Below are 22,639 nucleotides of genomic sequence, written 5' to 3'. Positions count from 1 at the left end.
AGACAGCCTTGCAGAGAGCCCAACCACTGGGCCGTCCCCGTTGTTCCTCAGGTAAGCATCGCTTAAGAGAGGACAAAGACCTACTTATTTGTGGTAAAGGCTGTCAGCAGTGAAAATGGGCTACATGCCTGATTCGCGCCGTGGGGTCTTGTACGGCATCGCCGCCTATGCCATGTGGGGCCTCTTCCCCCTCTACTGGCCGCTGCTCAAGCCTTCCGGGGCGGTGGAGATCCTTGCTCACCGCATGGTCTGGTCGCTGGTGGCGGTCATTGCCGTGCTGGCCGTGAGGCGCCACTGGTCCTGGTTCCGCGAGCTCGCCGGGCAGCCCAGAAAGCTGCTCCTGCTCACCCTCGCCGCCGTGGTCGTCTCGGTGAACTGGGGCGTCTACATCTACGCGGTGAACGCCGGCCATGTGGTCGAGAGCGCGCTCGGGTACTTCATCAACCCTCTGGTGAGCGTGCTGTTCGGCGTGATGATCTTCCGGGAGCGGCTGCGCCGGTGGCAATGGGTGGCGGTGGGGCTCGGCGCCCTCGCCGTCGTCGTCCTGACCGTGGACTACGGCCGGCCGCCGTGGATCGCCCTGGTGCTCGCGGTCAGCTTCGGGACGTACGGCCTGATCAAGAAGTCCGCCAACGTGGGAGCGGCCGAGAGCCTGACGGTGGAGACCCTGGTCCTGCTGCTGCCGGCCCTGGCGTATCTGGTGTTCCTGCAGGCCCAGGGGACCTCCACCTTCGGCAACGAGGGGCTCGGCCAGGCCGCGCTGCTGGTGGGCGCGGGTCTGGTGACGGCGGTCCCGCTCATGTGCTTCACCGCCGCCGCGATCCGCGTACCGCTCACGGTGATCGGGCTTCTGCAGTACATCGCGCCCATCCTGCAGTTCCTCTGCGGTGTGCTGGTGGCCCACGAGACCATGCCGCCCAGCCGCTGGGCCGGTTTCACGATCATCTGGCTCGCCCTGGCCGTCTTCAGCTGGGAAGGGCTGCACAACGCCCACACCGTCCGGCGCGCCGCCAGCGGGACTCGCGCCCTCGAAACCGTCTGAGCTACGTCGCCGGACGTATCCGGCGGACCGCGCATACCTCCTCGGCCGTACGAGGGACCCCGCCGGCCGGCTGACGACGGTGCCTGCCAGAGGCGAGAGCATCGACGGGAACCAAGGGGGTAAAGATGGCAGATCGCCTCTTTCGCTTCGGGGTCGTCGCGGGGATGGCGGGAGACGCCGGTCAGTGGATCGGGCTCGTACGCCACGCCGAGGACCTCGGGTACGCGACCTTTCTCACGCCGGACACGCTCAACACGCTCCCCCCGCTGCTCTCGCTGAGCGCGGCGGCCGCCGCCACCACGTCGATCGGGCTGGGCACATTCGTCCTCGCGGCCCCGTACCGGCGGCCCGCCCAGCTCGCGTGGGAGGTCGCCGGGCTGAGCCTGCTGTCGGGCGGCCGGTTCGAGCTCGGGCTCGGCGCCGGACGGCCGCACGCGCGAGAGGACGCGGCCCGGCTTGGCGTGCCGTTCGGCTCGCCCGACCAGCGGATCAGGCAGCTCGAAGACGTGATCCACCAGACGAGGAAGTGGCCGGGTCCAAGCGGGCCCAAAACCACAGGTCCGAGCGAGCCCAAAACCACAGGTCCGAGCGAGCCCGAAACCACAGGTCCGAGCGGGCCCACAGCCGAGGGTCCCAGCGAGCCCAAAGCCATGGCTCGCAGCGAGGCGACTGCCAAGGGGCCTGGTGCCGCCGCCGGGCCGGCCCCTCGCCTGCTGATCGCGGCCTCTGGGGCCCGCATGATGGGCTTCGCCGCCAGGAACGCCGACACCGTCGCCCTGGGACTCCCACCCTCCACCCCCGAGGACGGCCTGGCCGAGCACGTACGCCTGATCCGGCAGGCGAGTGACGACTTCGACGCCCTGGAGCTCAGCACCGGCATCCACGTGGTCGGTGACGAGGTGCCCCCATGGCTGGCACAGCAGATGGGCCCAGACGTCCCCGAGGACTCGATCGCCGTGCTCAACGGATCACCGCGCCAGATGGCCGACCGCCTGCTCCGCCGCAGGGACACCCACCAGATCTCCTACATCACGGTGAACGCGATGTTCGCCGACCGGCTCGCCCCCGTCGTGGAACTGCTCGCGGGCACCTGAGACCCGCAGGGTCAGCCGGAGCGGTCGGCCACGTAGTCGCAGAGGGCCAGCAGGGCCGCCCTGGCGGGGATGTCGGGTAGCGCCGCGAGGTCGCCGCGCGCCCGCTCGACCCACGACATCAGCTCGGCGCGGGCGCGGATCATGGCGGGGTTGCCCCGGAGCAGCTCCACGGCCTCCTCGATGTCCTCAGCCGCGACGGGCCCCGAGAGAAGCTGCCGCAGCCGCCCGTCCTCCGGCGCCGAGGACTCGAGCACGTACAGGACGGGGAGCGTGCGGATGCCCTCACGCAGGTCGGTGCCGGGGGTCTTGCCGCTCTCCCCCGCCGACGAGGCGACGTCCAGCAGGTCGTCCCCGAGCTGCCAGGCCACGCCGATGGCCTCGCAGGCGCTGGTGAGACGCTCGACGACCTCGGGGGACGCCCCGGCGAGCATGCCGCCGAAACGGCCAGAGGTGGCGATCAGCGAGCCGGTCTTGTCGGCCAGCACGTCGATGTAGTGCGTGACAGCGTCCACGCCGGGCCGAGGGCCGATGGTCTCGCGGATCTGCCCCCGGACGAGCCGGGAGAAGGTCTGCGCCTGGATGCGGACCAGCTCGGGCCCGAGGTCGGCGAGGATCTCCGAGGCCTGGGCGAAGAGGTAGTCGCCCGTGAGGATGGCGACCGTGTTGTCCCACCGGGCGTTGGCGGACGGGGAGCCCCGGCGCACCCGGGCCTCGTCCATGACGTCGTCGTGGTAGAGCGTCGCGAGGTGGGTGAGTTCGATCACCACGGCCCCCGGCACGATGCCGGGGGCGGTGGAGTCACCGAAGTGCGAGGCCAGAAGCACGATCATCGCCCGGAAGCGCTTGCCGCCGGCCTCGATGAGGTGCTTGGACGCCTCGGCCACGAAGGCGTCCTCGCTGTCGGCTGACGCGCGGAGCAGCTTCTCGACGGCGTCGAGGCCACTGGCGATATCCGCTGCCAGCCCTTCGTCGATGAAAGGCAGGTCGACTACGGGCGGCGCGGCCATGAACCATTACTCCTAACGGACGAACAGCGACTGCGCAGCCGTGTGCGCGAGGTCGAGCACGGGCTGCGGGAAGACCCCGAGCACTACCGTAGCCGCCGCGGAAAGCGTGACGACCGCCGCGGTGCCCATGCTCGGCATGGCGATGGTCGGTCCCTCGGGGGCCGGGTCGCTGAAGAACATCAGGACGATCACGCGGACGTAGAAGAACGCCGCCATCGCGGACGTCACCACACCCACGATGACCAGCCCCACCGCCCCGCCGGAGACGGCCGCGGCGAACACCGCGTACTTCCCGAAGAAGCCGGACGTCAGCGGGATGCCGGCGAAGGCGAGCAGGAAGAGCGCGAAGATGCCCGCGAGGACGGGTGATCGCTTGCCGAGGCCGGCCCAGCGGGACAGGTGCCCCGCCTCGCCGCCGGCGTCCCGGATCATCGTGACGACGGCGAAGGCGCCGACCGTGGCGAAGCCGTAGGCGACCAGGTAGAACAGGATGCCCGCGAGCGCGCTGGCGTTCTGCGCCTCATTGCCGGTCGCCACCACGGCGGTCAGCAGGAAACCGGTGTGCGCGATCGACGAGTAGGCGAGCATGCGCTTGATATCGGTCTGGGTGATCGCGAGGATCGCGCCGATGACCATCGTGAGGATGGCCACGGCCCACAGCACCGGGATCCACTCGGTGTCGAGGTTACCGAGCGCGACCCAGAAGACCCGCAGCAGCGCGCCGAACGCGGCGATCAGCGTGCCCGAGGCCATCAGCGCGGTGATGGGGGTCGGTGCGCCCTGGTACACGTCGGGCTTCCAGGCCTGGAACGGAGCCGCGCCGATCTTGAACAGGAGGCCGACGCCCACCAGCGCGGCGCCCATGTACAGCAGGCTGTCCTGGCCGCCCACGGTGCTGAGGGCCTTCTCGATGGCCCCGAGGTCGACCGATCCGGCGAAGCCGTACAGAAGGGCCGTGCCGTACAGGAAGAACGCCGAGGAGAAGGCGCCGAGCAGGAAGTACTTCATCGCCGCCTCCTGCGAGAGCAGGCGGCGACGGCGGGCGAGGCCGCACAGCAGGTACAGCGGCAGCGACATGACCTCAAGGGCCACGAACATGATCAGCAGGTCGTTCGATGCGGGGAAGAGCATCATGCCGCCGACCGCGAAGAGCACCAGCGGGTAGATCTCGGTGTGCGCACCGCCCTCGGCGATCGCCCGGTCCTCCTCGGCGCTGCCGGGCACGGCAGCGGCCTGCGCCACGAAGTGGTCGTCGTCGTTGATCAGCAGCACGCTGACGATCGCGAGCAGGAGGATGGCGCCCCAGATGAACAGCGACGGCCCGTCCACGGCCACCGCGCCCATGGCGGCGGCGTTGCGCACGCCCTGGAAGCCCTCCCAGACGGTCAGCGCGAACGCGCCGATCATCGACAGGATCGTGATGGGCATCTGGATCGACTTGCGCAGGTAGCGCGGTGTGAAGGCCTCGACGAGGACACCGGCGATCGCCGCGCCGAAGACGATGAGCATCGGGGCGAGCTGCCCGTATTCGATCTTCGGCGCCTCAATGGTGACGGCGGCGAGCGTGCTCACTGGCCTGCCCCCTTCTTCTCAGCGGTGGCGGGTATGGCGGGGGTGAACTGCGGCGCCTGCACGCTGGTGAGGGTGTGGTGGACCGCCGGGTTGATCACGTCGAGCAGCGGCTTGGGGAAGAACCCGAAGCCGATGAGCAGCGCGAGCAGCGGCGCGACCACGAACTTCTCGCGGAGGTTCAGGTCGGTGATGCCGCGGACCTTCTCGGCCGTCGGGCCGGTCATCATCCGCTGGTACATCCAAAGGATGTAGACGGCCGCGAGGACCATGCCCGACAGGGCGATGATGCTCGGGACGACGTACCGCTCGTAGGTGCCGATCAGCACCAGGAACTCGCTCACGAACGTCGACAGGCCGGGCAGCGACAGGGACGACAGGCCGGCGACCAGGAAGGTGCCCGCCAGCACGGGGGCGACCTTCTGCACGCCTCCGTAGTCCGCGATGTACTGCGACCCTCTGCGGTTGATCAGGAAGCCCGCGAGCAGGAACAGCGCGCCCGTCGAGAAGCCGTGGTTCACCATGTACAGCGTGGCGCCCGAGCCGGCGTCGGCGGTCATGGCGAAGACGCCCATCGTGATGAAGCCGAAGTGCGAGATCGACGTGTAGGCGATGAGCCGCTTCATGTCGGTCTGCCCAATGGCGACGATCGCGCCGTACACGATGCCGATCACGCTCAGCGCGATCACCAGCGGGGTGAAGAACTTGGCGGCGTCCGGGAACAGCTCCAGGCAGAAGCGGAGCATGCCGTACGTGCCGACCTTGTCCAGCACGCCGACGAGCAGCACGGCCGCCCCGGCGGGCGCCTGGGCGGCGGCGTCGGGGAGCCAGGTGTGGAACGGCCAGAGCGGCGCCTTGACCGCGAACGCGATGAAGAAGCCGAGGAACAGCCACTTCTGCGTGTTCGGGTCCTTGATGACCCCGATCAGCTCGGGCTGCAGGAACGTGCCCTTGTCGGCGACGAAGTAGAGCGCGATCACGGCCACCAGCATGAGCAGGCCGCCGAACAGCGAGTACAGCAGGAACTTGACGGCCGCGTACGACCGCTGGGCTCCGCCGTAGGACCCGATCATGAAGTACATCGGGATCAGCATCGCTTCGAAGAAGACGTAGAAGAGGAAGATGTCGGTCGCCGCGAAGACGCCGATCATCATCGCCTCCAGCACCAGGATCAGTGCGAAGTACGTCTTGACCGACCGCTTGGCCTCAGGCCGGTCGGCGTCGTGCCAGGAGGCCAGCACGACGATCGGCACCAGCACCACCGCCAGCGCGATCAGCACGAGCGCGATGCCGTCGACGGCGACCGCGTAGTGGACCCCGAACGACGGGATCCAGTCGTACACCTCGCTGAACTGGTCGCGACGCCCGGACGGGTCGAACTGGGACGCCATGATCAGCGTGAGCACCAGCACGACGAGCGAGACCGCGAGCGTGAGCTGCTTGGCGAGCTTGTCGTTGCCCTTGGGCACCGCCGCCACCGCCAGCGCGCCCACCACGGGCACGCCCATCAGGATTGAGAGCCAGGGCATCACAGGTTCCCTACGACGAACCATGCGCCGACCAGAAGGGCGGCACCGAAGAATATCGACAAGGCGTACGACCGGACGAAACCGGTCTGCACCCGGCGCACGCGGCCGGACGTGCCGCCGATCATCGCCGCCAGGCCGTTCACCAGGCCGTCGACGCCGCGGTTGTCGAAGAACACCGCGAGCCGGGTCAGCCACTGGCCGGGGCGCATGAACAGCGCCTCGTTGAGGGCGTCGCCGTACAGGTCACGACGGGCGAAGGTGGTGAGGAACGATCCGCGCGGGGCGACCGCGGGGACCTCGGCCCTGCCGTACTTCATCCACGCGTACGCCACGCCGACCGCGACCAGCGCCAGGGTCACCAGGCCGGTGACGCTGAACGGGGCGAACTCCGGCTCGGTGGCCGGCGCGCCGACGGCGGGCTGGAGGAACTCCATGAAGCGGTTCCCCGTGATCAGGTACGCGCCTCCGAAGACCGAGCCGATCGACAGGATGATCAGCGGCCAGGTCATCACGGCGGGCGACTCGTGCGGGTGGGCGTCCTTCTCCCAGCGCCGCTGGCCGTGGAAGGTCATGAAGAACATGCGCGACATGTAGAAGCCGGTGATGCCCGCGCCGATCACGGCCAGCCAGCCGAGGATCGGGTTGTGGTGCATCGCCGTCTCGATGATGCCGTCCTTGGTCCAGTAACCGGACAGCAGCGGGAAGCCGATGATCGCCAGGTAGCCGAGCCCGAAGGTGATCCACGTGGTCTTCATGACGGAGGCCAGGCCCCCGTACTTGCGCATGTCGACCTCGTCGTTCATCGCGTGCATGACCGAGCCGGCGCCGAGGAACATCGAGGCCTTGAAGAAGCCGTGCGCGATCAGGTGGGCGATGGCGAAGGCGTACCCGACCGGGCCGAGGCCCGCGGCGAGCATCATGTAGCCGATCTGCGACATCGTCGAGCCGGCCAGGCCCTTCTTGATGTCGTCCTTGGCGGTACCGATGATCGCACCGGCCAGCAGCGTGGCCACGCCGACGATCGTCACGACGAGCTGCGCGGTCGGCGCCCCCTCGAAGATCGCGCCGGAGCGGACCACGAGGTAGACCCCGGCGGTGACCATGGTGGCCGCGTGGATGAGGGCCGAGACCGGGGTCGGGCCCTCCATCGCGTCCAGCAGCCAGGACTGCAGCGGGAGCTGGGCCGACTTGCCGCACGCGCCGAGCAGCAGTGCGAGGCCGATCAGCGTCAGCGTGCCCTGCGACGCCTCCGAGGCGTGCGAGAAGACCGGGCCGAAGGCCACGGTGCCGAACGTCGTGAAGATCACGAAGATGCCGAGCGCGAGGCCCATGTCACCGACGCGGTTGACGACGAACGCCTTCTTGGCCGCCGCGGCGGCCGACGGCTTGTGCTGCCAGAAGCCGATCAGCAGGTAGGACGCGAGACCCACGCCCTCCCAGCCGATGTAGAGGCCGAGGTAGTTGTCGGCCAGCACCAGCAGGAGCATCGCCGCGATGAAGAGGTTCAGGTAGGCGAAGAACCGCCGCCGGTTCGGGTCGTGCGCCATGTAGCCGATGGAGTAGATGTGGATCAGCGATCCGACACCGGTGATCAGCAGGGCGAACGAGATCGACAGCGGGTCCAGCAGCAGGCCCATCTTGACGTCGATCGTGCCGCCGGGCAGGAAGTCGTAAAGCTCCACCACACGGCGGCGCTGGTCGGCCCCGAGGCCGATCAGCTCGAAGAAGACGAGCACGGCGACCACGAACGACGCCAGCGACATGGCGACGCCGAGGAAGTGGCCCCAGCGGTCGGTACGACGGCCGCCCAGCAGCAGGATCGCGGCGCCCAGCAGGGGCAGGACGATCGTCAGCCAGGAGACGCCGATCACTCCACCGGAGTGCTGGACGATCTCAGCGGGTTCCACGGCCACCTCTTAGTACTTCAGCAGGTTGGCGTCGTCCACCGACGCGGACCTGCGGGTTCGGAAGATCGTCACGATGATCGCGAGACCCACGACGACCTCGGCGGCGGCCACGATCATCACGAAGAACGCGATGATCTGGCCTTCGAGGTTGCCGTGCTGCCTGGCGAACGTGACGAAAGCCAGGTTGCAGGCGTTGAGCATGAGCTCCACGCACATGAACACGACAATGGCGTTACGGCGTACGAGCACACCGACACCGCCGATGGCGAACAGCAGCGCGGAGAGCACCAGGTAGTGGGTGGTCACTTGCCTTCCTCCTGGACGGGGCCGTCGGCGGTGCCGGCGGTCTGGACGACCTTCGGCTTCTCCTCCGCCTCGGGGGAGCCCTCGAGGGAACCCTCGGGCTTCTCGGCGACGGCCTGGACGACCTTCGGCTTCTCGGTGCGGCCAGAGCCCGCGGCGACGTTCCTGATCGCCTGGGCGAGCCTCGGGTTCTCCGGCAGCCGGCCGTCCTCGACGTCGTGCCGGGCGATGAACCGGTTGACGGAGAGCTCGGAGACCGTGCCGTCCGGCAGCAGCGCGGGCATGTCGATCGCGTTGTGCCGCGCGTAGGTGCCGGGCCCGGGAAGCGTGCCGGGGTGCCCGCCGAGGAAGCGCGCGCGCGACAGCTCCTTCTGGGACGCCTTCGGCGTGCTGCGCTCGCGGTGCGCCAGCACCATCGCGCCGAGCGCGGCGGTGATGAGCAGCGCGGAGGTGACCTCGAACGCGAAGACATAACGGGTGAAGATCAGGTGGGCCAGCGCGGGGACGTTGCCTCCGTCGGCCTTGACCGCCGAGGCCAGCCCGACCGGGTCGCCGACGACCGCGTTGCCGATGCCGGCCGCCAGGAGCACCGCGAAGCCGAGGCCCGCGATGACCGCCCAGAAGCGCTGACCCTTGATCGTCTCCACCAGGGAGTCAGAGGAGTCGACGCCGACCAGCATCAGCACGAACAGGAACAGCATCATGACCGCGCCGGTGTAGACGATGATCTGCACCACGGCGAGGAACGGGGCGTCCTGCACGGCGTAGAGCACGGCCAGCGAGAGCATCACCACGCCCAGCATGAGCGCGGAGTACACCGCCTTGCGGCTGAAGACGAGTCCGAACGCCGCGGCCACCGAGACGACCGCCAGCACCCAGAACGTGATGGTTTCACCCATTGCTACGGCCCAACCGGTAGTAGTCCTCTTCGGTCTCGCCGAGGCGCATGGAGTGCGGCGGCGCTTCCATGCCAGGACCCAGCGGCGCGAGCAGCATCTCCTTGGTGTAGATGAGGCTCTCACGACTGGAGTCCGCGAGCTCGTACTCGTTGGTCATCGTGAGCGCGCGTGTCGGGCACGCCTCGATGCACAGTCCGCACAGGATGCAGCGCAGATAGTTGATCTGGTACGTCCGGCCGTACCGCTCACCCGGGGAGTAGCGCTCCTCGTCGGTGTTGTCGGCACCTTCCACGAAGATCGCGTCCGCCGGGCAGGCCCAGGCGCAGAGCTCGCACCCGACGCACTTCTCCAGGCCGTCCGGCCAGCGGTTCAGCTGGTGGCGGCCGTGGAACCGAGGCGCGGTGGGCCGCTTCTCCTCGGGGTAGTTGACCGTCACAGGCTTCTTGAACATGTGGTGGAAGGTGACGCCGAAGCCCTTTACGGGATTCAGGAAATCAGTTAGTCCCACTGGGGACCTCCTTGCGTCCGTTGACGCCGTGGTAGTGCGGCAGGTCCAACGCCGGAACTGGGAACCCACCGGCGGCGGGCTCCTCGCGCAGCTGCTCGAACTCCGCCTCGACCTCGGCGGCCCTGGCCTCTCTGCGGCGCTGGTTGACCGTGTCGAAGCGGAAGTAGATCGCGAGGATTCCGACGACGACGATCGCCGCGATCACCAGCACCAAGGTTCTCTGCTCGCCGGCGACCCGGGTGGCCCGGACGGTGGCGACCAGCAGGATCCAGCCGAGGTTGAGCGGGATGAGGACCTTCCAGCCGAAGGCCATGAGCTGGTCGTACCGGATACGTGGCAGCGACGCGCGCACCCAGATGAAGAACGCGAACACCAGCGCGAGCTTGATGAAGAACCACAACATCGGCCACCAGCCGACGTTCGCGCCGTCCCACAGCGAGATCGGCCACGGAGCGCGCCAGCCGCCGAAGAAGAGCGTGATGCACAGGCCCGACACCGTGAACACGTTGGCGTACTCGGCCAGCATGAACATCGCGAACTTCAGCGACGAGGAGTACTCGGTGTGGAAGCCGCCGACCAGCTCACCCTCGCCCTCGGGAAGGTCGAACGGCACGCGGTTCGTCTCGCCGAGCATCGTGATCACGTAGATCAGGAACGACGGGATCAGCAGGATGGCGTACCAGGACGGGAGCGGGATGGAGAGCCCGAAGGCGTCCCAGGTGCCGCCGGAGGCCTGCTTGGCCACGATCTCGGAGGTGGACAGCGTGCCCGCGAACAGGAACACCGCCACGAACGACAGACCCATCGCGATCTCGTACGAGATGACCTGGGCCGTCGAGCGCAGGCCGCCCAGCACGGCGTACGGCGAGCGCGAGCCCCAGCCCGCGAGCACGATGCCGTAGACGCCGATCGAGGCCATGGCGAGGACCACCAGCACCGCGACGGGCAGGTCGGTGAGCTGCAGCGGGGTCCGCACGCCGAACATCGACACCATCGGCCCGAACGGGATGATGGAGTACGACAGGAAGGCCGGCACCGCGATGATGATCGGCGCCAGGATGTAGACCAGCTTGTCGACGGTCCTCGGGAGGATGTCCTCCTTCAGCCCCATCTTGATGCCGTCGGCCACCGACTGCAGCAGGCCGAACTTGCCCGCGCGGTTGGGGCCGTAGCGGTGCTGCATGCGCGAGATGAGCTTGCGCTCGGTCCACACGCCGAACAGCACGCCCAGCATCAGGAAGACGAAGATGAAGACGGCCTTGATGATGGAGATCCACAGGGGATCCTTGCCGAAGTCCGCCAGGGTGGGCCCGGCCGGATCGGCGACCAGAAGGGCTGCCTGTGTCATTTGGTCGCTCACCACTTCTCATTCGCTTCGCGGGCGGCTCGTGCCAAGCCGACCGCTCCGCTCACCGCGTAGGATTCGCTCCCAGTCATGAGGCGCTCCCGATCTTGACGACGTCGCCGGCCACGGCGCGCAGGTCACGGGTGACCGAGCAGCCGGCCGAGTTGGACGGCACCCAGACCACGCGGTCGGGCAGGTCGGCCACCCGCGCGGGCAGCGTGACCGTGCCGCCCTCCGTGGTGATCGTGACCTTACCGTCGAGCGCGCCGATCTCCGCCGCCGTGGCCTCGGAGAGCAGCGCCTCGACGGCGCGCCCCGTGCCCGCGAGGTACGGCTCGCCGTCCTGCAGGCGCCCGGAGTCCAGCAGGAGGTGCCAGGTCGCGAGGACGGCCTCACCGGCCCTGGGGTCGGCGTGGGTGCCGCCGCTCACGCTCGGACCGTTGGACCGGGAGCCGCGCCAGGCGCCGAGCGCCGCGAGCTCGCGGCGGGCGGCGGCGGCGTCGGGCAGGCCCAGATGCACGTCCATGTAGTCGCTGATCGCGGCGATCGCGCGCAGGTCGCTCAGCACGCCGGGGACCTCGATGGCCTGCTCGAACGAGCGGCCACGGCCCTCCCAGTCGACGAACGTGCCGCTCTTCTCCGAGACCGCCGCGACGGGCAGCACCACGTCGGCACGGTCGGTGACCGCGCTGGCGCGCATCTCCAGCGAGACGATGAACGGCGTGTTCTCGAGGGCCGCGAGGGCCGCCTCGGGGTCGGCCAGGTCGTAGGGGTCGACGCCCCCGATGACCAGGGCGTCCAGCTCGCCCGTCAGCGCGGCGGTGAGGATCGCGGAGGTGTCGCGTCCGGCGGCGCCGGGGAGCCCCGAGACGTTCCAGGCGCGGGCGACCTCGGCGCGAGCCGCCTCGTCGGCGGCCGGGCGGCCGATGGGAAGGAGGTTCGGCAGCGCGCCGGCCTCGATCGCGCCGCGCTCACCGGCCCGGCGGGGCACCCAGGCCAGGCGCGCGCCCGAGGTGGCGCTCAGCCGCAGGACGGCGGAGAGCGCGCCGCGGGAGGCGGCGAGCCGCTCGCCCACCAGGATGATCGTGCCGGGTTGCGCGAGCGCGTCGGTGACCGGGGAGGACCCGGAGATCAGGTCGCCGAGCGCCTCGGCCTCAGCGCCGGGAAGCGTGCGGATCAGCTCGCCGCCCATCTTGGCGAGACCCGCGCCGGCGAACGGCGCGAGCGAGAAGACCTTGAGACCGCGCTTGCGCCAGGCCTTGCGGAGCCGCAGGAAGACGATCGGCGACTCCTCCTCGGGCTCGAACCCGGCGAGCAGCACGGCCGGGGCCTTCTCGAGGTCGGCGTAGGAGACCTCGATGCCCTTGCCCGCCACCGCGTGGGCGAGGAAGGCCGTCTCCTCCTCCGACAGCGGGCGGGAGCGGAAGTCGATGTCGTTGGTGCCGAGCGCGATGCGGGCGAACTTGGAGTACGCGTAGGCGTCCTCGACGGTCACCCGCCCGCCGACCAGCACGCCGGCCTTGCCCCTGGCCTTCGCGAGCCCCTCGGCGGCGGCGGTCAGCGCCTCCGGCCAGGACGCGGGCCGCAGGTAGCCGCTCTCGTCTCGGACGAGCGGGGACTGCAGGCGGTCGGGCTGGGTGGCGTACGCGAAGGCCCAGCGGCCCTTGTCGCAGTTCCACTCCTCGTTGACCTGCGGGTCGTCTCCGGCGAGGCGCCGGGTGACCTTGCCGCGCCGGTGGTCGGTGCGCAGCTCGCAGCCGCTCGCGCAGTGCTCGCAGGCACTCTGCGTGGAGACCAGGTCGAACGGCCGTGACTTGAAGCGGTAGGCGGCGCCGGTGAGCGCGCCCACCGGGCAGATCTGCACGGTGTTGCCGGAGAAGTACGACTCGAACGGCTCGCCGTTCGCGACGCCCACCTGCTCGGAGGCGCCCCGCTCGAAGAACTCGATCAGCGGGTCGCCCGCGATCTCGTCCGCGAAGCGGATGCAGCGGGCGCACTGGATGCAGCGCTCGCGGTCGAGCAGCACCTCGGTCGAGAGCGGGATGGGCTTCTCGAAGGTGCGCTTGGTCTCCTGGAAGCGGGACTCGCCCTGGCCGTTCGACATGGCCTGGTTCTGCAGGGGGCACTCGCCGCCCTTGTCGCAGACCGGGCAGTCGAGCGGGTGGTTCAGGAGCAGCATCTCCATGGCGCCCCGCTGGGCCTTCTCGGCGACCGGCGAGGTGAGCTGGGTCTGGATGACCATGCCCTCGGCGACCTCGATGGCGCAGGACGGCTGCGGCTTCGGGAAGCCCCGGCCGTTGCCGGCGTCCGTGATGTCGACCAGGCACTGCCGGCAGTTGGCTGCGGGCTCCAGCAGCGGGTGGTCGCAGAACCTCGGGATCTGGATGCCCAGCAGCTCGGCCGCCCGGATGATCAAAGTCCCCTTCGGAACGCTGACCTGGAAGCCGTCGACGGTGAGGGTCACCATGTCCACCGGCTGCTCGACCGGTCCTGCCGGGGTCGTCTGTACTGTCATGCCTTACCCCACACAGTTGATGCGGCGGGATCGAACGGACATCCGCCGATCTCGAAGTGCTTGAGGTATTCGTCCCGGAAGTGCTTCACCGACGAATGGATCGGGCTGGTCGCGCCGTCACCGAGGGCGCAGAACGACCGGCCCAGGATGTTGTCCGCGATGTCCGTGATCGTGGTGAGGTCCTCTTCGGTGCCCTGGCCCTTCTCGAGCCGCCGGAGCACCTGCTTGAGCCAGTAGGTGCCCTCCCGGCAGGGGGTGCACTTGCCGCAGGACTCGTGGGCGTAGAACTCGGTCCACCGCAGCACCGCGCGGACGACGCAGGTCGTCTCGTCGAAGATCTGCAGCGCCCGGGTGCCGAGCATCGAGCCCTTGGCGCCGACCGACTCGAAGTCGAGCGGGACGTCCAGGTGCTCGTCTGTGAAGATCGGGGTGGAGGACCCGCCCGGCGTCCAGAACTTCAGCCGGTGGCCCGCCCGGACCCCGCCGGCCATGTCGAGCAGCTCGCGCAGGGTGATGCCGAGCGGCGCCTCGTACTGGCCTGGCCTGGTGACGTGGCCGCTCAGCGAGAAGATGCCGAAGCCCTTGGACTTCTCGGTGCCCATCGAGGCGAACCAGTCGGCGCCGTTCCCGATGATGCTGGGAACGCTCGCGACCGACTCGACGTTGTTGATGACAGTGGGGCACGCGTAAAGGCCCGCGACGGCGGGGAAGGGGGGCTTGAGCCGAGGTTGACCTCTGTAGCCCTCCAGCGAGTCGAGCAGCGCCGTCTCCTCGCCGCAGATGTAGGCGCCGGCGCCGCTGTGCACGACCAGCTCCAGGTCGTAGCCCGACCCGAGGATGTCCGTGCCGAGATAGCCCTTCTCGTACGCCTCGGCGACGGCCGCCTGCACCCGGCGGACGACGTGCAGCACCTCGCCGCGGATGTAGATGAAGGCCTGGTTGGCCCTGATCGCGTACGCCGTGATGATGACGCCCTCCACCAGCGAGTGGGGGTTGGCCATCATGAGCGGGATGTCCTTGCAGGTGCCCGGCTCGGACTCGTCGGCGTTGACGACGAGGTAGTGCGCCTTGCCGTCGCCCTGGGGGATGAAGCCCCACTTCATGCCGGTCGGGAAGCCCGCGCCGCCACGGCCGCGCAGGCCGGAGTCCTTGACCGCCTTGATGATGGCGTCGGGGTCCATCCCGAGCGCCTTCTTGGCGGATTCGTACTCGCCGTATCCCTGGAGGGTGAACGAGTCCGCCCGATCCCAGTTCGCGGTGAGGACCGGAGTCAGAGTCGTCATTCGGAGGCCCCCTTCGAAGGCGCCGGCGCCGTCCAGCCGTTCGCCTTGGCGATCTTGAGGCCCTCGACCGAGGGGCCGGCGGCCGAGGGGCCGTCGCCGGCCAGGCCGTCGGGCAGGCCCGCGAGCACGCGCGAGGCCTCCTTGAACGAGCAGAGGCGCCCCGGGCCGCGGGTCGGCGCGATCTCCTTGCCGGCGCGCAGGTCGTCGACGAGCTGCTTGGCGGAGTCGGGGGTCTGGTTGTCGAAGAACTCCCAGTTGACCATCATGACCGGGGCGAAGTCGCAGGCCGCGTTGCACTCGATGCGCTCCAGCGAGACCTTGCCGTCGGTGCTGGTGTCGCCGTTGCCGAGGCCGACGTGCTCGGAGAGCTCGTCCCAGATCTGGTCGCCGCCCATGATCGCGCACAGCGAGTTGATGCAGACGCCCACGTGATACTCACCCGCGGGCTTGCGCTTGTACATCGTGTAGAACGTCGAGACGCCCACGACCTCGGCCTTGGTGAGGCCCAGCATCTCGGCGCAGAACTCCTGCCCCGCGTCGGAGACGTAGCCGTCCTCCGACTGCACGAGGTGCAGCAGGGGCAGCAGCGCCGACCGGGTCTTCGGGTAGCGCCCGATGATCTCTTTCGCGTCGCGTTCGAGACGCTCGCGGACTTCCGGCGAGTAGGTCGTCACCGGTCCACACCTCCCATGACCGGGTCGATCGATGCGACCGCGGCGATGACGTCGGCAATCATGCCGCCTTCGCAGGTAGCGGGCACCGCCTGCAGGTTCGTGAACGAGGGGTCGCGGAAGTGTACGCGGAAGGGGCGGGTGCCCCCGTCGCTCACGACGTGCGCGCCCAGCTCGCCGCGCGGCGACTCGACCGGGACGTACGCCTGGCCCGCCGGCACCCTGAAGCCCTCGGTCACCAGCTTGAAGTGGTGAATCAGCGCCTCCATCGAGCTGCTCATGATGTGGGCGATGTGATCGGGCGAGTTGCCGAGCCCGTCGGGCCCGAGCGCGAGCTGCGACGGCCAGCCGATCTTCTTGTCCTCGATCATGACCGGCTTGCCCTTGAGCTCGGAGCCGGAGAGCCGGTCGAGGCACTGGCCGATGATCTTGAGCGACTCCTCCATCTCGGCCACCCGGACGAGGTAGCGGCCGTAGACGTCGCAGGAGGTCTCGGTCGGCACGTCGAAGTCGTAGGTCTCGTAACCGCTGTAGGGCTGCGACTTGCGAAGGTCCCACGGAAGGCCCGCCGCCCGCAGCATGGGCCCGGTGATGCCGAGTGCCATGCAGCCGGTGAGGTCGAGGTAGGCGACGTCCTTGGTGCGCCGGGTGTACGCGGGGTTCTCGTCGAGCAGCTTGCGCATCTCCTTGATGCGCCCCGGCATGATCTTGAGGAACTCACCGATCTTGTCGACCGCACCCGCGGGCAGGTCGACCGACACGCCGCCCGGCCGGACGTACGCCATGTTCATGCGCAGGCCGGTGATGTACTCGAACAGGTCGAGCACCAGCTCGCGCTCGCGGAAGCCGAAGAGCATCGGCGTGGTGGCGCCGAGCTCAAGGCCGAAGGTCGCGATGGCCACCAGATGGGAGGAGATGCGGTTGAGCTCCATCATCATGACCCGGATGGTCTGCGCGCGGAGCGGCACCCGGTCGGTGATGCCGAGGAGCTTCTCCACCGCCATGCAGTACGCCGCCTCGTTGAAGATGGGCGACAGGTAGTCCATGCGGGTGACGAACGTGACCCCCTGGGTCCACGTCCGGAACTCCATGTTCTTCTCGATGCCGGTGTGGAGATAGCCGATCACCGTGCGCGCCTCGGTGACGGTCTCGCCGTCGAGGGTCAGCACCAGCCTGAGCACGCCGTGGGTGGAGGGGTGCTGCGGGCCCATGTTGATGACCAGGCGCTCTTCCGACGACTCGGCGACCGCGCCGACGACCTCGTCCCAGTCCTGGCCGTTGACGCTGTAGACCCGGCCCTCGGTGGCGTCCTGGTCGGTGTGAGCCGTCTCACCGTCGTGGATGGCGGTCATGCGTACGACCTCCTCTGGTCCGGCGCGGGGATGGTGGCGCCGCGGTACTCCACCGGGATGCCGCCGAGCGGGTAGTCCTTGCGCTGCGGGTGGCCTTCCCAGTCGTCGGGCATCTCGATGCGCGTGAGCGCCGGATGGCCGTCGAAGACGATGCCGAAGAAGTCGTAGGCCTCGCGTTCGTGCCAGTCGTGGGTCGGGTAGACCGACACCGTGGACGGGACGTGCGGATCGGAGTCCGGGCAGGCGACCTCGACCCGGACGCGCCGGTTGTGGGTGATCGAGCACAGGTGGTAGACCGCGTGCAGCTCTCCGCCGGTCTCCTCGGGGTAGTGCACGCCCGAGACGCCGAGCGACAGCTCGAAGCGCAGGTCGGCGTGGTCGCGCAGGTGGCGCATGACCTCGACCAGGTGCTCGCGGGCGACGTGCAGGGTCAGCTCGCCGCGATCGACGACCACGCGCTCGACCATGGTGGTGTAGGCGTCGCCCGTCACGCGCTCGAGCCCGTCGGCGACCTCGTCGAAGTAGCCGCCGTACGGCTTGGCGCTCGACAGCTTCGGCGGGCGGCGCACGACGAGCCGTCCGTAGCCGGAGGTGTCGCCGGAGTCGGTGACGCCGAACATGCCAAGGCGGGCTACCGGCTCCTCCGGCACCCCGGGAAGGTTGTCAGTGCTCATTTCGAGGTCCCCTGGTCGATGAGCGGAAGCGACCGGAGAGCCTGCAGCTCCAGCTCGTCGATCTGCTTGGCGCGGTGCGCGCCGAACTTCATGTTCTGGATCTTGTCGTGCAGCTTGACGATGGCGTCGATGAGCATCTCGGGACGCGGCGGGCAGCCGGGCAGGTAGATGTCCACCGGCACGACGTGGTCGACGCCCTGCACGATCGCGTAGTTGTTGAACATGCCACCGCTGGAGGCGCAGACGCCCATGGCGATGACCCACTTGGGCTCGGCCATCTGGTCGTAGATCTGGCGCAGCACCGGCGCCATCTTCTGCGAGAGCCGGCCCGCCACGATCATGAGGTCGGCCTGGCGGGGGGACGCGGACGCGCGCTCCATGCCGAACCTGGCCAGGTCATGGTTGGGACCGCCGGTGGCCATCAGCTCGATGGCACAGCAGGCCAGGCCGAACGTGGCCGGCCAGACGGAGTTCTTGCGCGCCCATCCGGCCGCCTGTTCCACGGTGGACAGGACGAATCCGCTGGGCAGTTTCTCTTCGAGACCCATCTCAGTGCTTCCTCTCGCGCGCCTCCGGCACGCTGCCTCTCAGTCCCAGTCCAGGCCGCGGCGACGCCACACGTAGGCGTACGCGACCAGGACGGTGACGATGAACAGCACCATCTCGACCAGCCCGAAGACCCCGAGCTGGTCGAAAGCGACCGCCCACGGATAAAGGAAGATGATCTCGATGTCGAACACGATGAAGAGCATCGCCGTGATCATGTACTTCAGGGGGAACCGGCCGCCGCCGACGGGCTGCGGCGTTGGCTCGATGCCGCACTCGTAGGCGTCGAGCTTCGCGCGGTTCCAGCGCTTGGGGCCGGTGAAGGGCGCGATTCCCACGGAGAAGACGGCGAAGCCGGCCGCGAGAACCGCGAGCACCAGGATAGGCACATACAGTTCCATCGCTATGCGTCCCCTCTGAGCGCTGAAGCTTCGGTCAATCGGTTGCTGAGTCTAGGCAGGTCGATCATCGATCTTCGTTCCGGGTGCTGTGTCATGCCGGCGGCGTGACCTTGGACAGGGCGTTGATGATCCGGTCTGACGCATCGCCCTGCCGGTCCGTGAGATTAGCAAGGAGTTTCAGAGCGAACCGCATCAGACTGGGATGTGGCATGCCGTGCCGTGTGAGGAACCCCATCACGCCGGGCTTGCCGATGGCCTCGACGAACAGCCGCCCGAGGGTGAAGTAGCCGCCGTAGGCGTCCTTGAGCGTCTGCGGGTACGCGCGCAGGACGCGCTCCCGCTGGGCGGGGGTGGTGCCGGACAGGGCCGTGACGATGGTGTCGGCGGCGATGCGCCCGGTCTCCATCGCGTAGGCGATGCCCTCGCCGTTGAAGGGGTTGATCATGCCGCCCGCGTCGCCGACGAGCACCAGGCCGCGGGTGTAGTGGGGCTGCCGGTTGAAGGCCATCGGCAGCGCGGCGCCCCGGATCGGCCCGGTCATGCTCTCCTCGGAGAACCCCCACTCGGAGGGCATGTTCTTGACCCAGCGGCGCAGCAGATCGCGGTAGTCGATGTTCTGGAACGCCGCGCTGGTGTTCAGGAGCCCGAGGCCGACGTTGCTGGTGCCGTCGCCGACGCCGAACACCCAGCCGTAGCCGGGCAGCAGCCGGGAGGAGCCGTCCGGCTCGGTGTCCCACAGCTCCAGCCAGGTCTCCAGCCAGTCGTCGTCGTGGCGGGGGCTGGTGTAGTAAGTGCGCACGGCGACGCCCATCGGGCGGTCGGTGCGCTTGTGCAGGCCCATCGACAGGGACAGCCGCGTGGAGTTGCCGTCGGCGGCCACGACCAGGCGCGAGCGGTAGGTCACCGGCTCGCCATCGAGCTTGGCGGTCACTCCGACGATGTGGCCGCCGCGCGGGTCGAGCACCGGACCGGTGACGTTCACGCCCTGCAGAACCCTGACGCCTCCACGCTCGGCGTTGTCCGCCAGGATCTGGTCGAAGTCGAGACGCGTGCGCACGAGGCCGAAGTCGGGGTAGCTCGACAGCTCCGGCCAGGCGAGCTCGAGGCGCATGCCGCCGCCGACGGCCCGGAGCCCCTTGTTCCTGATCCACCCCGGGGCGTCGATGTCGACGCCCATGGCGATCAGCTCCTTGACGGCGCGCGGCGTCAACCCGTCTCCGCACACCTTCTCGCGCGGAAATCGGGTCTTCTCCAGCAGCAGCACGTCGAAGCCGGCCTGTGCGAGGTAGAAAGCCGTGGTCGAACCCGCCGGTCCGGCACCGACGACGATGATGTCGGCGTCCGCCGCGGGAGCTGACTCGCTCACGGGACCTGTCCTGTCCTGGGTGTCGAGGGCCTCGGGGTTTGGGGCCTTCGTTCCTTTGTGAACCACTTCACAAACTTGTCGGCGGAAGTCTAACCCTTTTTCCCTGCCCGATGTCAGATGGAGCTTACCTACTTGCTCACGGTTGGTTTACCAGCCCGATGCAGTGCCACGATGCCGAGCGAAAGATTGCGCCACTCGACCCGTTCCCAGCCCGCCTCCTGGAGAAGCCGGGCGAGACTGGCCTGATCAGGCCAGGCGCGGATCGACTCGGCGAGATATTCGTAGGAGTCGGGATTGGAGCTCACGGCGCGGGCGACGGGCGGCAGGAGCTTCATGATGTATTGCGTGTAAACCAGCTCGAAGGACTTCACCGTGGGCCTGGAGAACTCGCACACCACCAGCCGCCCGCCCGGTTTGGTGACCCGCAGCATCTCGCGCAGCGCCTCGACCGTGTCGTTGACGTTGCGGAGCCCGAACGAGATCGTCACCGCGTCGAAAGTGTCGGCCGCGAAGGGAAGCCTGAGCGCGTCGCCCCCGACGAACGTGACGCCGCGCACCCCCCCGCCGTGCAGCCCCGACCCGCCGCGCCGCTCGGCACCCGTGCGCAGCATGCCGAGGGAGAAGTCGCAGGCGATCGCCCGCGCCCCGAGGCCGGTGAAGGCGTCGGTCGAGGTGCCGGTGCCGGCCGCGAGGTCGAGGACGAGCTCACCCGGGCCGGCGTCGACGGCGACCGAGGTGGCCTTGCGCCATGACCGGTCTTGGCCCAGCGACAGGACATCGTTGACCAAGTCATAGCGCCGGGCCGTGCGGTCGAACATCGCCGCCACCTCGTGCGGCTGTTTGTCCAAGGATGCACGCGTCATGCGACAAGCTTAGTGCGCATGACGTGATCGACCCAAAGTAGCCGCCTCATTACTCGGCGTCTGCTAGGACTTGACGAATGTTTGCCCGAAAGTCGACCCGCAAGTCGGCCGTCATAGCCCTCCCGCTGCTCGCGGGAGCCCTCGCCGTCCTTCCCTGCGCCCCCGCCTCGGCGGGGGACATCGCGCACACCCACGTCGTCTCGGCCGACCCCGTGGACACCACCCCCCACGTGCTCGACGGCATCGTCAACGCCTTCGCCCTGGTCGGGGGCACCGTCGTCGTCGGCGGCGCGTTCAGCGAGGTGCGCGAGGCGGGCGGCTCCGCGAAGCTGCCGAGGAGCAACCTCTTCGCCTACGACCTCGCCACCGGCAAGGTGGACCCCCGCTTCGCCCCCCGGCTGAACGGCCCGGTCAACGCCCTGGCGGCCGGCCCGGACGGCTCGGTCTACGCCGGCGGCGCGTTCGTCACCGCCGGAGGCGCGGCCGGCGGCGCGCTCGGGGCCGGCCGCGGCCTGGCCCGGTTCAGCCTCGCCGACGGCTCGCCGGTCGCCGGCTTCTCCGCCCCGGTGCGCGGGGGCGACGTCTCCGCCCTCGTACTCCACAGCGGCAGGCTGTACGTCGGCGGCGACTTCACCGGCATCGGCCGCACCGGCCGCGCCGCGCTGGCCCGCCTCGACGCGGCCACCGGGGCGGTCGACCCGTCCTTCACCGTCACGCCGGGAGGTGGGCGCGGCGGCAGCCTCAAGGTCTACGCGATGGCCGCCACTCGCGACCGGCTCGCGGTGGACGGCTCCTTCACCACACTGGACGGGCTGCGCCGCCCGCAGTTGGGACTGATCGACATCGGCGCCGCGCGGCCTTCGGTAACCGACTGGCACACCGAGGCGTACGCGGCCGACTGTAAGGACGTGTTCCCCTCTTACGTGCGAGGCCTGGATTTCTCACCAGATGGACAGTATTTCGTCATCGTGACGACAGGAGGAGCCAAGGGCGCCAAGAAGCTGTGCGATTCAGCGGCGCGCTTCGAGACCTATTCACACGGTGACACCATCAGGCCCACATGGGTCAACTTCACCGGCGGCGACTCGCTGTACTCGGTCGCGGTGACCGGGGCAGCGGTCTACGTCGGCGGCCATCAGCGGTGGCTGAACAACCCCCGAGGGTCGGACTCAGCGGGGCCCGGAGCGGTGGCGCGACCCGGCATTGGAGCGATTCACCCCGCCACCGGCAGAGCACTCACATGGAACCCAACTCGCGACCGGGGCATCGGTGTCAAAGCGTTCCTGGCTCACAAAGGCGGCCTTCTCGTCGGAAGCGACACCACGCACCTCGGACACGAGTACCATGCCCGGGTCGGCATGTTCCCGCTTCCCTAACCCCTGTGGCCCTTGCTGATCTGCTCACTCACCGCGTCTCGCTGCTTGGACAGCAGCACGTAGCTGGCTATGCCGCTGATCACAAAGCTGATCACGATGAGCCAGAAGGCGTTGTGGATGCCGATCAGGAAGAGGACACCAAGGGTGACGGCGAACAGACCAAGCCGTGACGCGGTGTAAACGAGAAACGATCGCACAACGTCGAGGTTACGTCACCTGCCCGCTGGAGCGGTCTACGGCCTCCACTGGACGGGAGCTGATTACGTCCGTGGAGCTTTACACCGCTCACTTCGCATCGGGAGCGAGCACTGCTAGTGTTCCCAACACGGCGCTTTTGTAAAGAAACACCCACGAGCGCCCCAAAGAGGCTCTATCATATAACAAACGGG

Annotated in this window: 21 protein-coding genes; 3 read left to right on the top strand and 18 right to left on the bottom strand. The window is 68.7% G+C overall.

Features of this window, described 5'->3' with window-relative positions:
• Nucleotides 1-124 precede the first annotated feature (124 nt).
• Nucleotides 125-1,042, top strand: a complete 918-nt coding sequence (gene rarD / locus OG589_RS39240; protein ID WP_405143654.1) for an EamA family transporter RarD — start codon at nucleotides 125-127, stop codon at nucleotides 1,040-1,042.
• Between the two features lie 125 nt (nucleotides 1,043-1,167).
• A complete protein-coding gene (locus OG589_RS39235) occupies nucleotides 1,168-2,136 on the top strand; it encodes an LLM class flavin-dependent oxidoreductase (RefSeq protein WP_405143652.1) in 969 nt (322 codons plus the stop codon).
• Nucleotides 2,137-2,147: 11 nt separating this feature from the next.
• On the opposite strand, the gene OG589_RS39230 is transcribed toward OG589_RS39235, so the two are convergent.
• The 17 genes from OG589_RS39230 to OG589_RS39150 form a co-directional block, all read right to left on the bottom strand.
• On the bottom strand, nucleotides 2,148-3,143 hold the full coding sequence (locus OG589_RS39230; protein ID WP_405143651.1) for a polyprenyl synthetase family protein: 996 nt from the start codon (nucleotides 3,141-3,143) through the stop codon (nucleotides 2,148-2,150).
• A 12-nt stretch (nucleotides 3,144-3,155) separates the two neighbouring features.
• Nucleotides 3,156-4,715: an NADH-quinone oxidoreductase subunit NuoN gene (gene nuoN, locus OG589_RS39225; protein ID WP_405143650.1), complete on the bottom strand. Its 1,560-nt coding sequence runs from the start codon at nucleotides 4,713-4,715 to the stop codon at nucleotides 3,156-3,158.
• Nucleotides 4,712-6,241, bottom strand: coding sequence for an NADH-quinone oxidoreductase subunit M (locus OG589_RS39220; RefSeq protein ID WP_405143648.1), 1,530 nt, complete (start codon nucleotides 6,239-6,241; stop codon nucleotides 4,712-4,714). The genes nuoN and OG589_RS39220 overlap by 4 nt, the downstream gene beginning before the upstream one ends.
• A complete protein-coding gene (gene nuoL / locus OG589_RS39215) occupies nucleotides 6,241-8,148 on the bottom strand; it encodes an NADH-quinone oxidoreductase subunit L (RefSeq protein ID WP_405143646.1) in 1,908 nt (635 codons plus the stop codon). The genes OG589_RS39220 and nuoL overlap by 1 nt, the downstream gene beginning before the upstream one ends.
• A gap of 9 nt (nucleotides 8,149-8,157) precedes the next feature.
• Complete coding sequence (gene nuoK, locus OG589_RS39210; RefSeq protein WP_189165194.1) at nucleotides 8,158-8,454, bottom strand: NADH-quinone oxidoreductase subunit NuoK; 297 nt, start codon at nucleotides 8,452-8,454, stop codon at nucleotides 8,158-8,160.
• On the bottom strand, nucleotides 8,451-9,350 hold the full coding sequence (locus OG589_RS39205) for an NADH-quinone oxidoreductase subunit J (RefSeq protein ID WP_405143644.1): 900 nt from the start codon (nucleotides 9,348-9,350) through the stop codon (nucleotides 8,451-8,453). Before OG589_RS39205 ends, nuoK begins: the two co-directional genes overlap by 4 nt.
• Nucleotides 9,343-9,858: an NADH-quinone oxidoreductase subunit NuoI gene (gene nuoI / locus OG589_RS39200; RefSeq protein WP_358548424.1), complete on the bottom strand. Its 516-nt coding sequence runs from the start codon at nucleotides 9,856-9,858 to the stop codon at nucleotides 9,343-9,345. Before nuoI ends, OG589_RS39205 begins: the two co-directional genes overlap by 8 nt.
• Nucleotides 9,845-11,206, bottom strand: a complete 1,362-nt coding sequence (nuoH, locus tag OG589_RS39195; protein WP_405143642.1) for an NADH-quinone oxidoreductase subunit NuoH — start codon at nucleotides 11,204-11,206, stop codon at nucleotides 9,845-9,847. The genes nuoI and nuoH overlap by 14 nt, the downstream gene beginning before the upstream one ends.
• A gap of 85 nt (nucleotides 11,207-11,291) precedes the next feature.
• Nucleotides 11,292-13,718, bottom strand: coding sequence for an NADH-quinone oxidoreductase subunit G (locus OG589_RS39190; protein WP_405143640.1), 2,427 nt, complete (start codon nucleotides 13,716-13,718; stop codon nucleotides 11,292-11,294).
• Complete coding sequence (nuoF, locus tag OG589_RS39185; RefSeq protein ID WP_405143639.1) at nucleotides 13,715-15,001, bottom strand: NADH-quinone oxidoreductase subunit NuoF; 1,287 nt, start codon at nucleotides 14,999-15,001, stop codon at nucleotides 13,715-13,717. The genes OG589_RS39190 and nuoF overlap by 4 nt, the downstream gene beginning before the upstream one ends.
• Complete coding sequence (nuoE, locus tag OG589_RS39180; RefSeq protein WP_405143638.1) at nucleotides 14,998-15,675, bottom strand: NADH-quinone oxidoreductase subunit NuoE; 678 nt, start codon at nucleotides 15,673-15,675, stop codon at nucleotides 14,998-15,000. The genes nuoF and nuoE overlap by 4 nt, the downstream gene beginning before the upstream one ends.
• Nucleotides 15,672-17,024, bottom strand: coding sequence for an NADH-quinone oxidoreductase subunit D (locus tag OG589_RS39175; RefSeq protein ID WP_405143637.1), 1,353 nt, complete (start codon nucleotides 17,022-17,024; stop codon nucleotides 15,672-15,674). Before OG589_RS39175 ends, nuoE begins: the two co-directional genes overlap by 4 nt.
• A complete protein-coding gene (locus OG589_RS39170; protein WP_405143636.1) occupies nucleotides 17,021-17,698 on the bottom strand; it encodes an NADH-quinone oxidoreductase subunit C in 678 nt (225 codons plus the stop codon). Before OG589_RS39170 ends, OG589_RS39175 begins: the two co-directional genes overlap by 4 nt.
• Nucleotides 17,695-18,246 carry an NADH-quinone oxidoreductase subunit B family protein gene (locus OG589_RS39165; RefSeq protein WP_262842214.1) on the bottom strand — a complete coding sequence of 184 codons (552 nt, stop codon included), beginning with the start codon at nucleotides 18,244-18,246 and terminating at the stop codon, nucleotides 17,695-17,697. The genes OG589_RS39170 and OG589_RS39165 overlap by 4 nt, the downstream gene beginning before the upstream one ends.
• Nucleotides 18,247-18,285: 39 nt before the next feature.
• On the bottom strand, nucleotides 18,286-18,645 hold the full coding sequence (locus tag OG589_RS39160) for an NADH-quinone oxidoreductase subunit A (RefSeq protein WP_203993453.1): 360 nt from the start codon (nucleotides 18,643-18,645) through the stop codon (nucleotides 18,286-18,288).
• Between the two features lie 91 nt (nucleotides 18,646-18,736).
• Nucleotides 18,737-20,011: a geranylgeranyl reductase family protein gene (locus OG589_RS39155; protein WP_405143635.1), complete on the bottom strand. Its 1,275-nt coding sequence runs from the start codon at nucleotides 20,009-20,011 to the stop codon at nucleotides 18,737-18,739.
• A 128-nt stretch (nucleotides 20,012-20,139) separates the two neighbouring features.
• Nucleotides 20,140-20,874: a demethylmenaquinone methyltransferase gene (locus tag OG589_RS39150; protein WP_405143634.1), complete on the bottom strand. Its 735-nt coding sequence runs from the start codon at nucleotides 20,872-20,874 to the stop codon at nucleotides 20,140-20,142.
• Nucleotides 20,875-20,951: 77 nt separating this feature from the next.
• Between OG589_RS39150 and OG589_RS39145 the strand changes: the two genes are divergently transcribed.
• Nucleotides 20,952-22,250 carry a hypothetical protein gene (locus OG589_RS39145; protein WP_405143633.1) on the top strand — a complete coding sequence of 433 codons (1,299 nt, stop codon included), beginning with the start codon at nucleotides 20,952-20,954 and terminating at the stop codon, nucleotides 22,248-22,250.
• Here the strand turns inward: OG589_RS39145 and OG589_RS39140 are convergent.
• Entirely contained in the window at nucleotides 22,247-22,447 is a 201-nt protein-coding gene (locus OG589_RS39140) for a DUF4229 domain-containing protein (protein WP_405143631.1), read from the bottom strand. The genes OG589_RS39145 and OG589_RS39140 overlap by 4 nt on opposite strands.
• Between the last annotated feature and the right edge of the window lie 192 nt (nucleotides 22,448-22,639).

The sequence above is a fragment of the Sphaerisporangium sp. NBC_01403 genome (genome assembly GCF_045040145.1).
Classification (GTDB): domain Bacteria; phylum Actinomycetota; class Actinomycetes; order Streptosporangiales; family Streptosporangiaceae; genus Sphaerisporangium; species Sphaerisporangium viridialbum.
The sequence above is the reverse complement of the archived record's forward strand: the minus strand, read 5'-3'. Positions and strand labels throughout refer to the sequence as shown.

Coding starts and splice junctions, on each gene's coding strand:
- OG589_RS39145 (WP_405143633.1), top strand. CDS start 20,952: ATGTTTGCCCGAAAGTCGACCCGCAAGTCGGCCGTCATAGCCCTCCCG.
- OG589_RS39230 (WP_405143651.1), bottom strand. CDS start 3,143: ATGGCCGCGCCGCCCGTAGTCGACCTGCCTTTCATCGACGAAGGGCTG.
- OG589_RS39190 (WP_405143640.1), bottom strand. CDS start 13,718: ATGACAGTACAGACGACCCCGGCAGGACCGGTCGAGCAGCCGGTGGAC.
- OG589_RS39160 (WP_203993453.1), bottom strand. CDS start 18,645: ATGGAACTGTATGTGCCTATCCTGGTGCTCGCGGTTCTCGCGGCCGGC.
- OG589_RS39170 (WP_405143636.1), bottom strand. CDS start 17,698: ATGAGCACTGACAACCTTCCCGGGGTGCCGGAGGAGCCGGTAGCCCGC.
- nuoF (WP_405143639.1), bottom strand. CDS start 15,001: ATGACGACTCTGACTCCGGTCCTCACCGCGAACTGGGATCGGGCGGAC.
- nuoH (WP_405143642.1), bottom strand. CDS start 11,206: ATGACACAGGCAGCCCTTCTGGTCGCCGATCCGGCCGGGCCCACCCTG.
- OG589_RS39220 (WP_405143648.1), bottom strand. CDS start 6,241: ATGCCCTGGCTCTCAATCCTGATGGGCGTGCCCGTGGTGGGCGCGCTG.
- OG589_RS39150 (WP_405143634.1), bottom strand. CDS start 20,874: ATGACGCGTGCATCCTTGGACAAACAGCCGCACGAGGTGGCGGCGATG.
- OG589_RS39235 (WP_405143652.1), top strand. CDS start 1,168: ATGGCAGATCGCCTCTTTCGCTTCGGGGTCGTCGCGGGGATGGCGGGA.
- OG589_RS39165 (WP_262842214.1), bottom strand. CDS start 18,246: ATGGGTCTCGAAGAGAAACTGCCCAGCGGATTCGTCCTGTCCACCGTG.
- rarD (WP_405143654.1), top strand. CDS start 125: ATGCCTGATTCGCGCCGTGGGGTCTTGTACGGCATCGCCGCCTATGCC.
- OG589_RS39205 (WP_405143644.1), bottom strand. CDS start 9,350: ATGGGTGAAACCATCACGTTCTGGGTGCTGGCGGTCGTCTCGGTGGCC.
- OG589_RS39175 (WP_405143637.1), bottom strand. CDS start 17,024: ATGACCGCCATCCACGACGGTGAGACGGCTCACACCGACCAGGACGCC.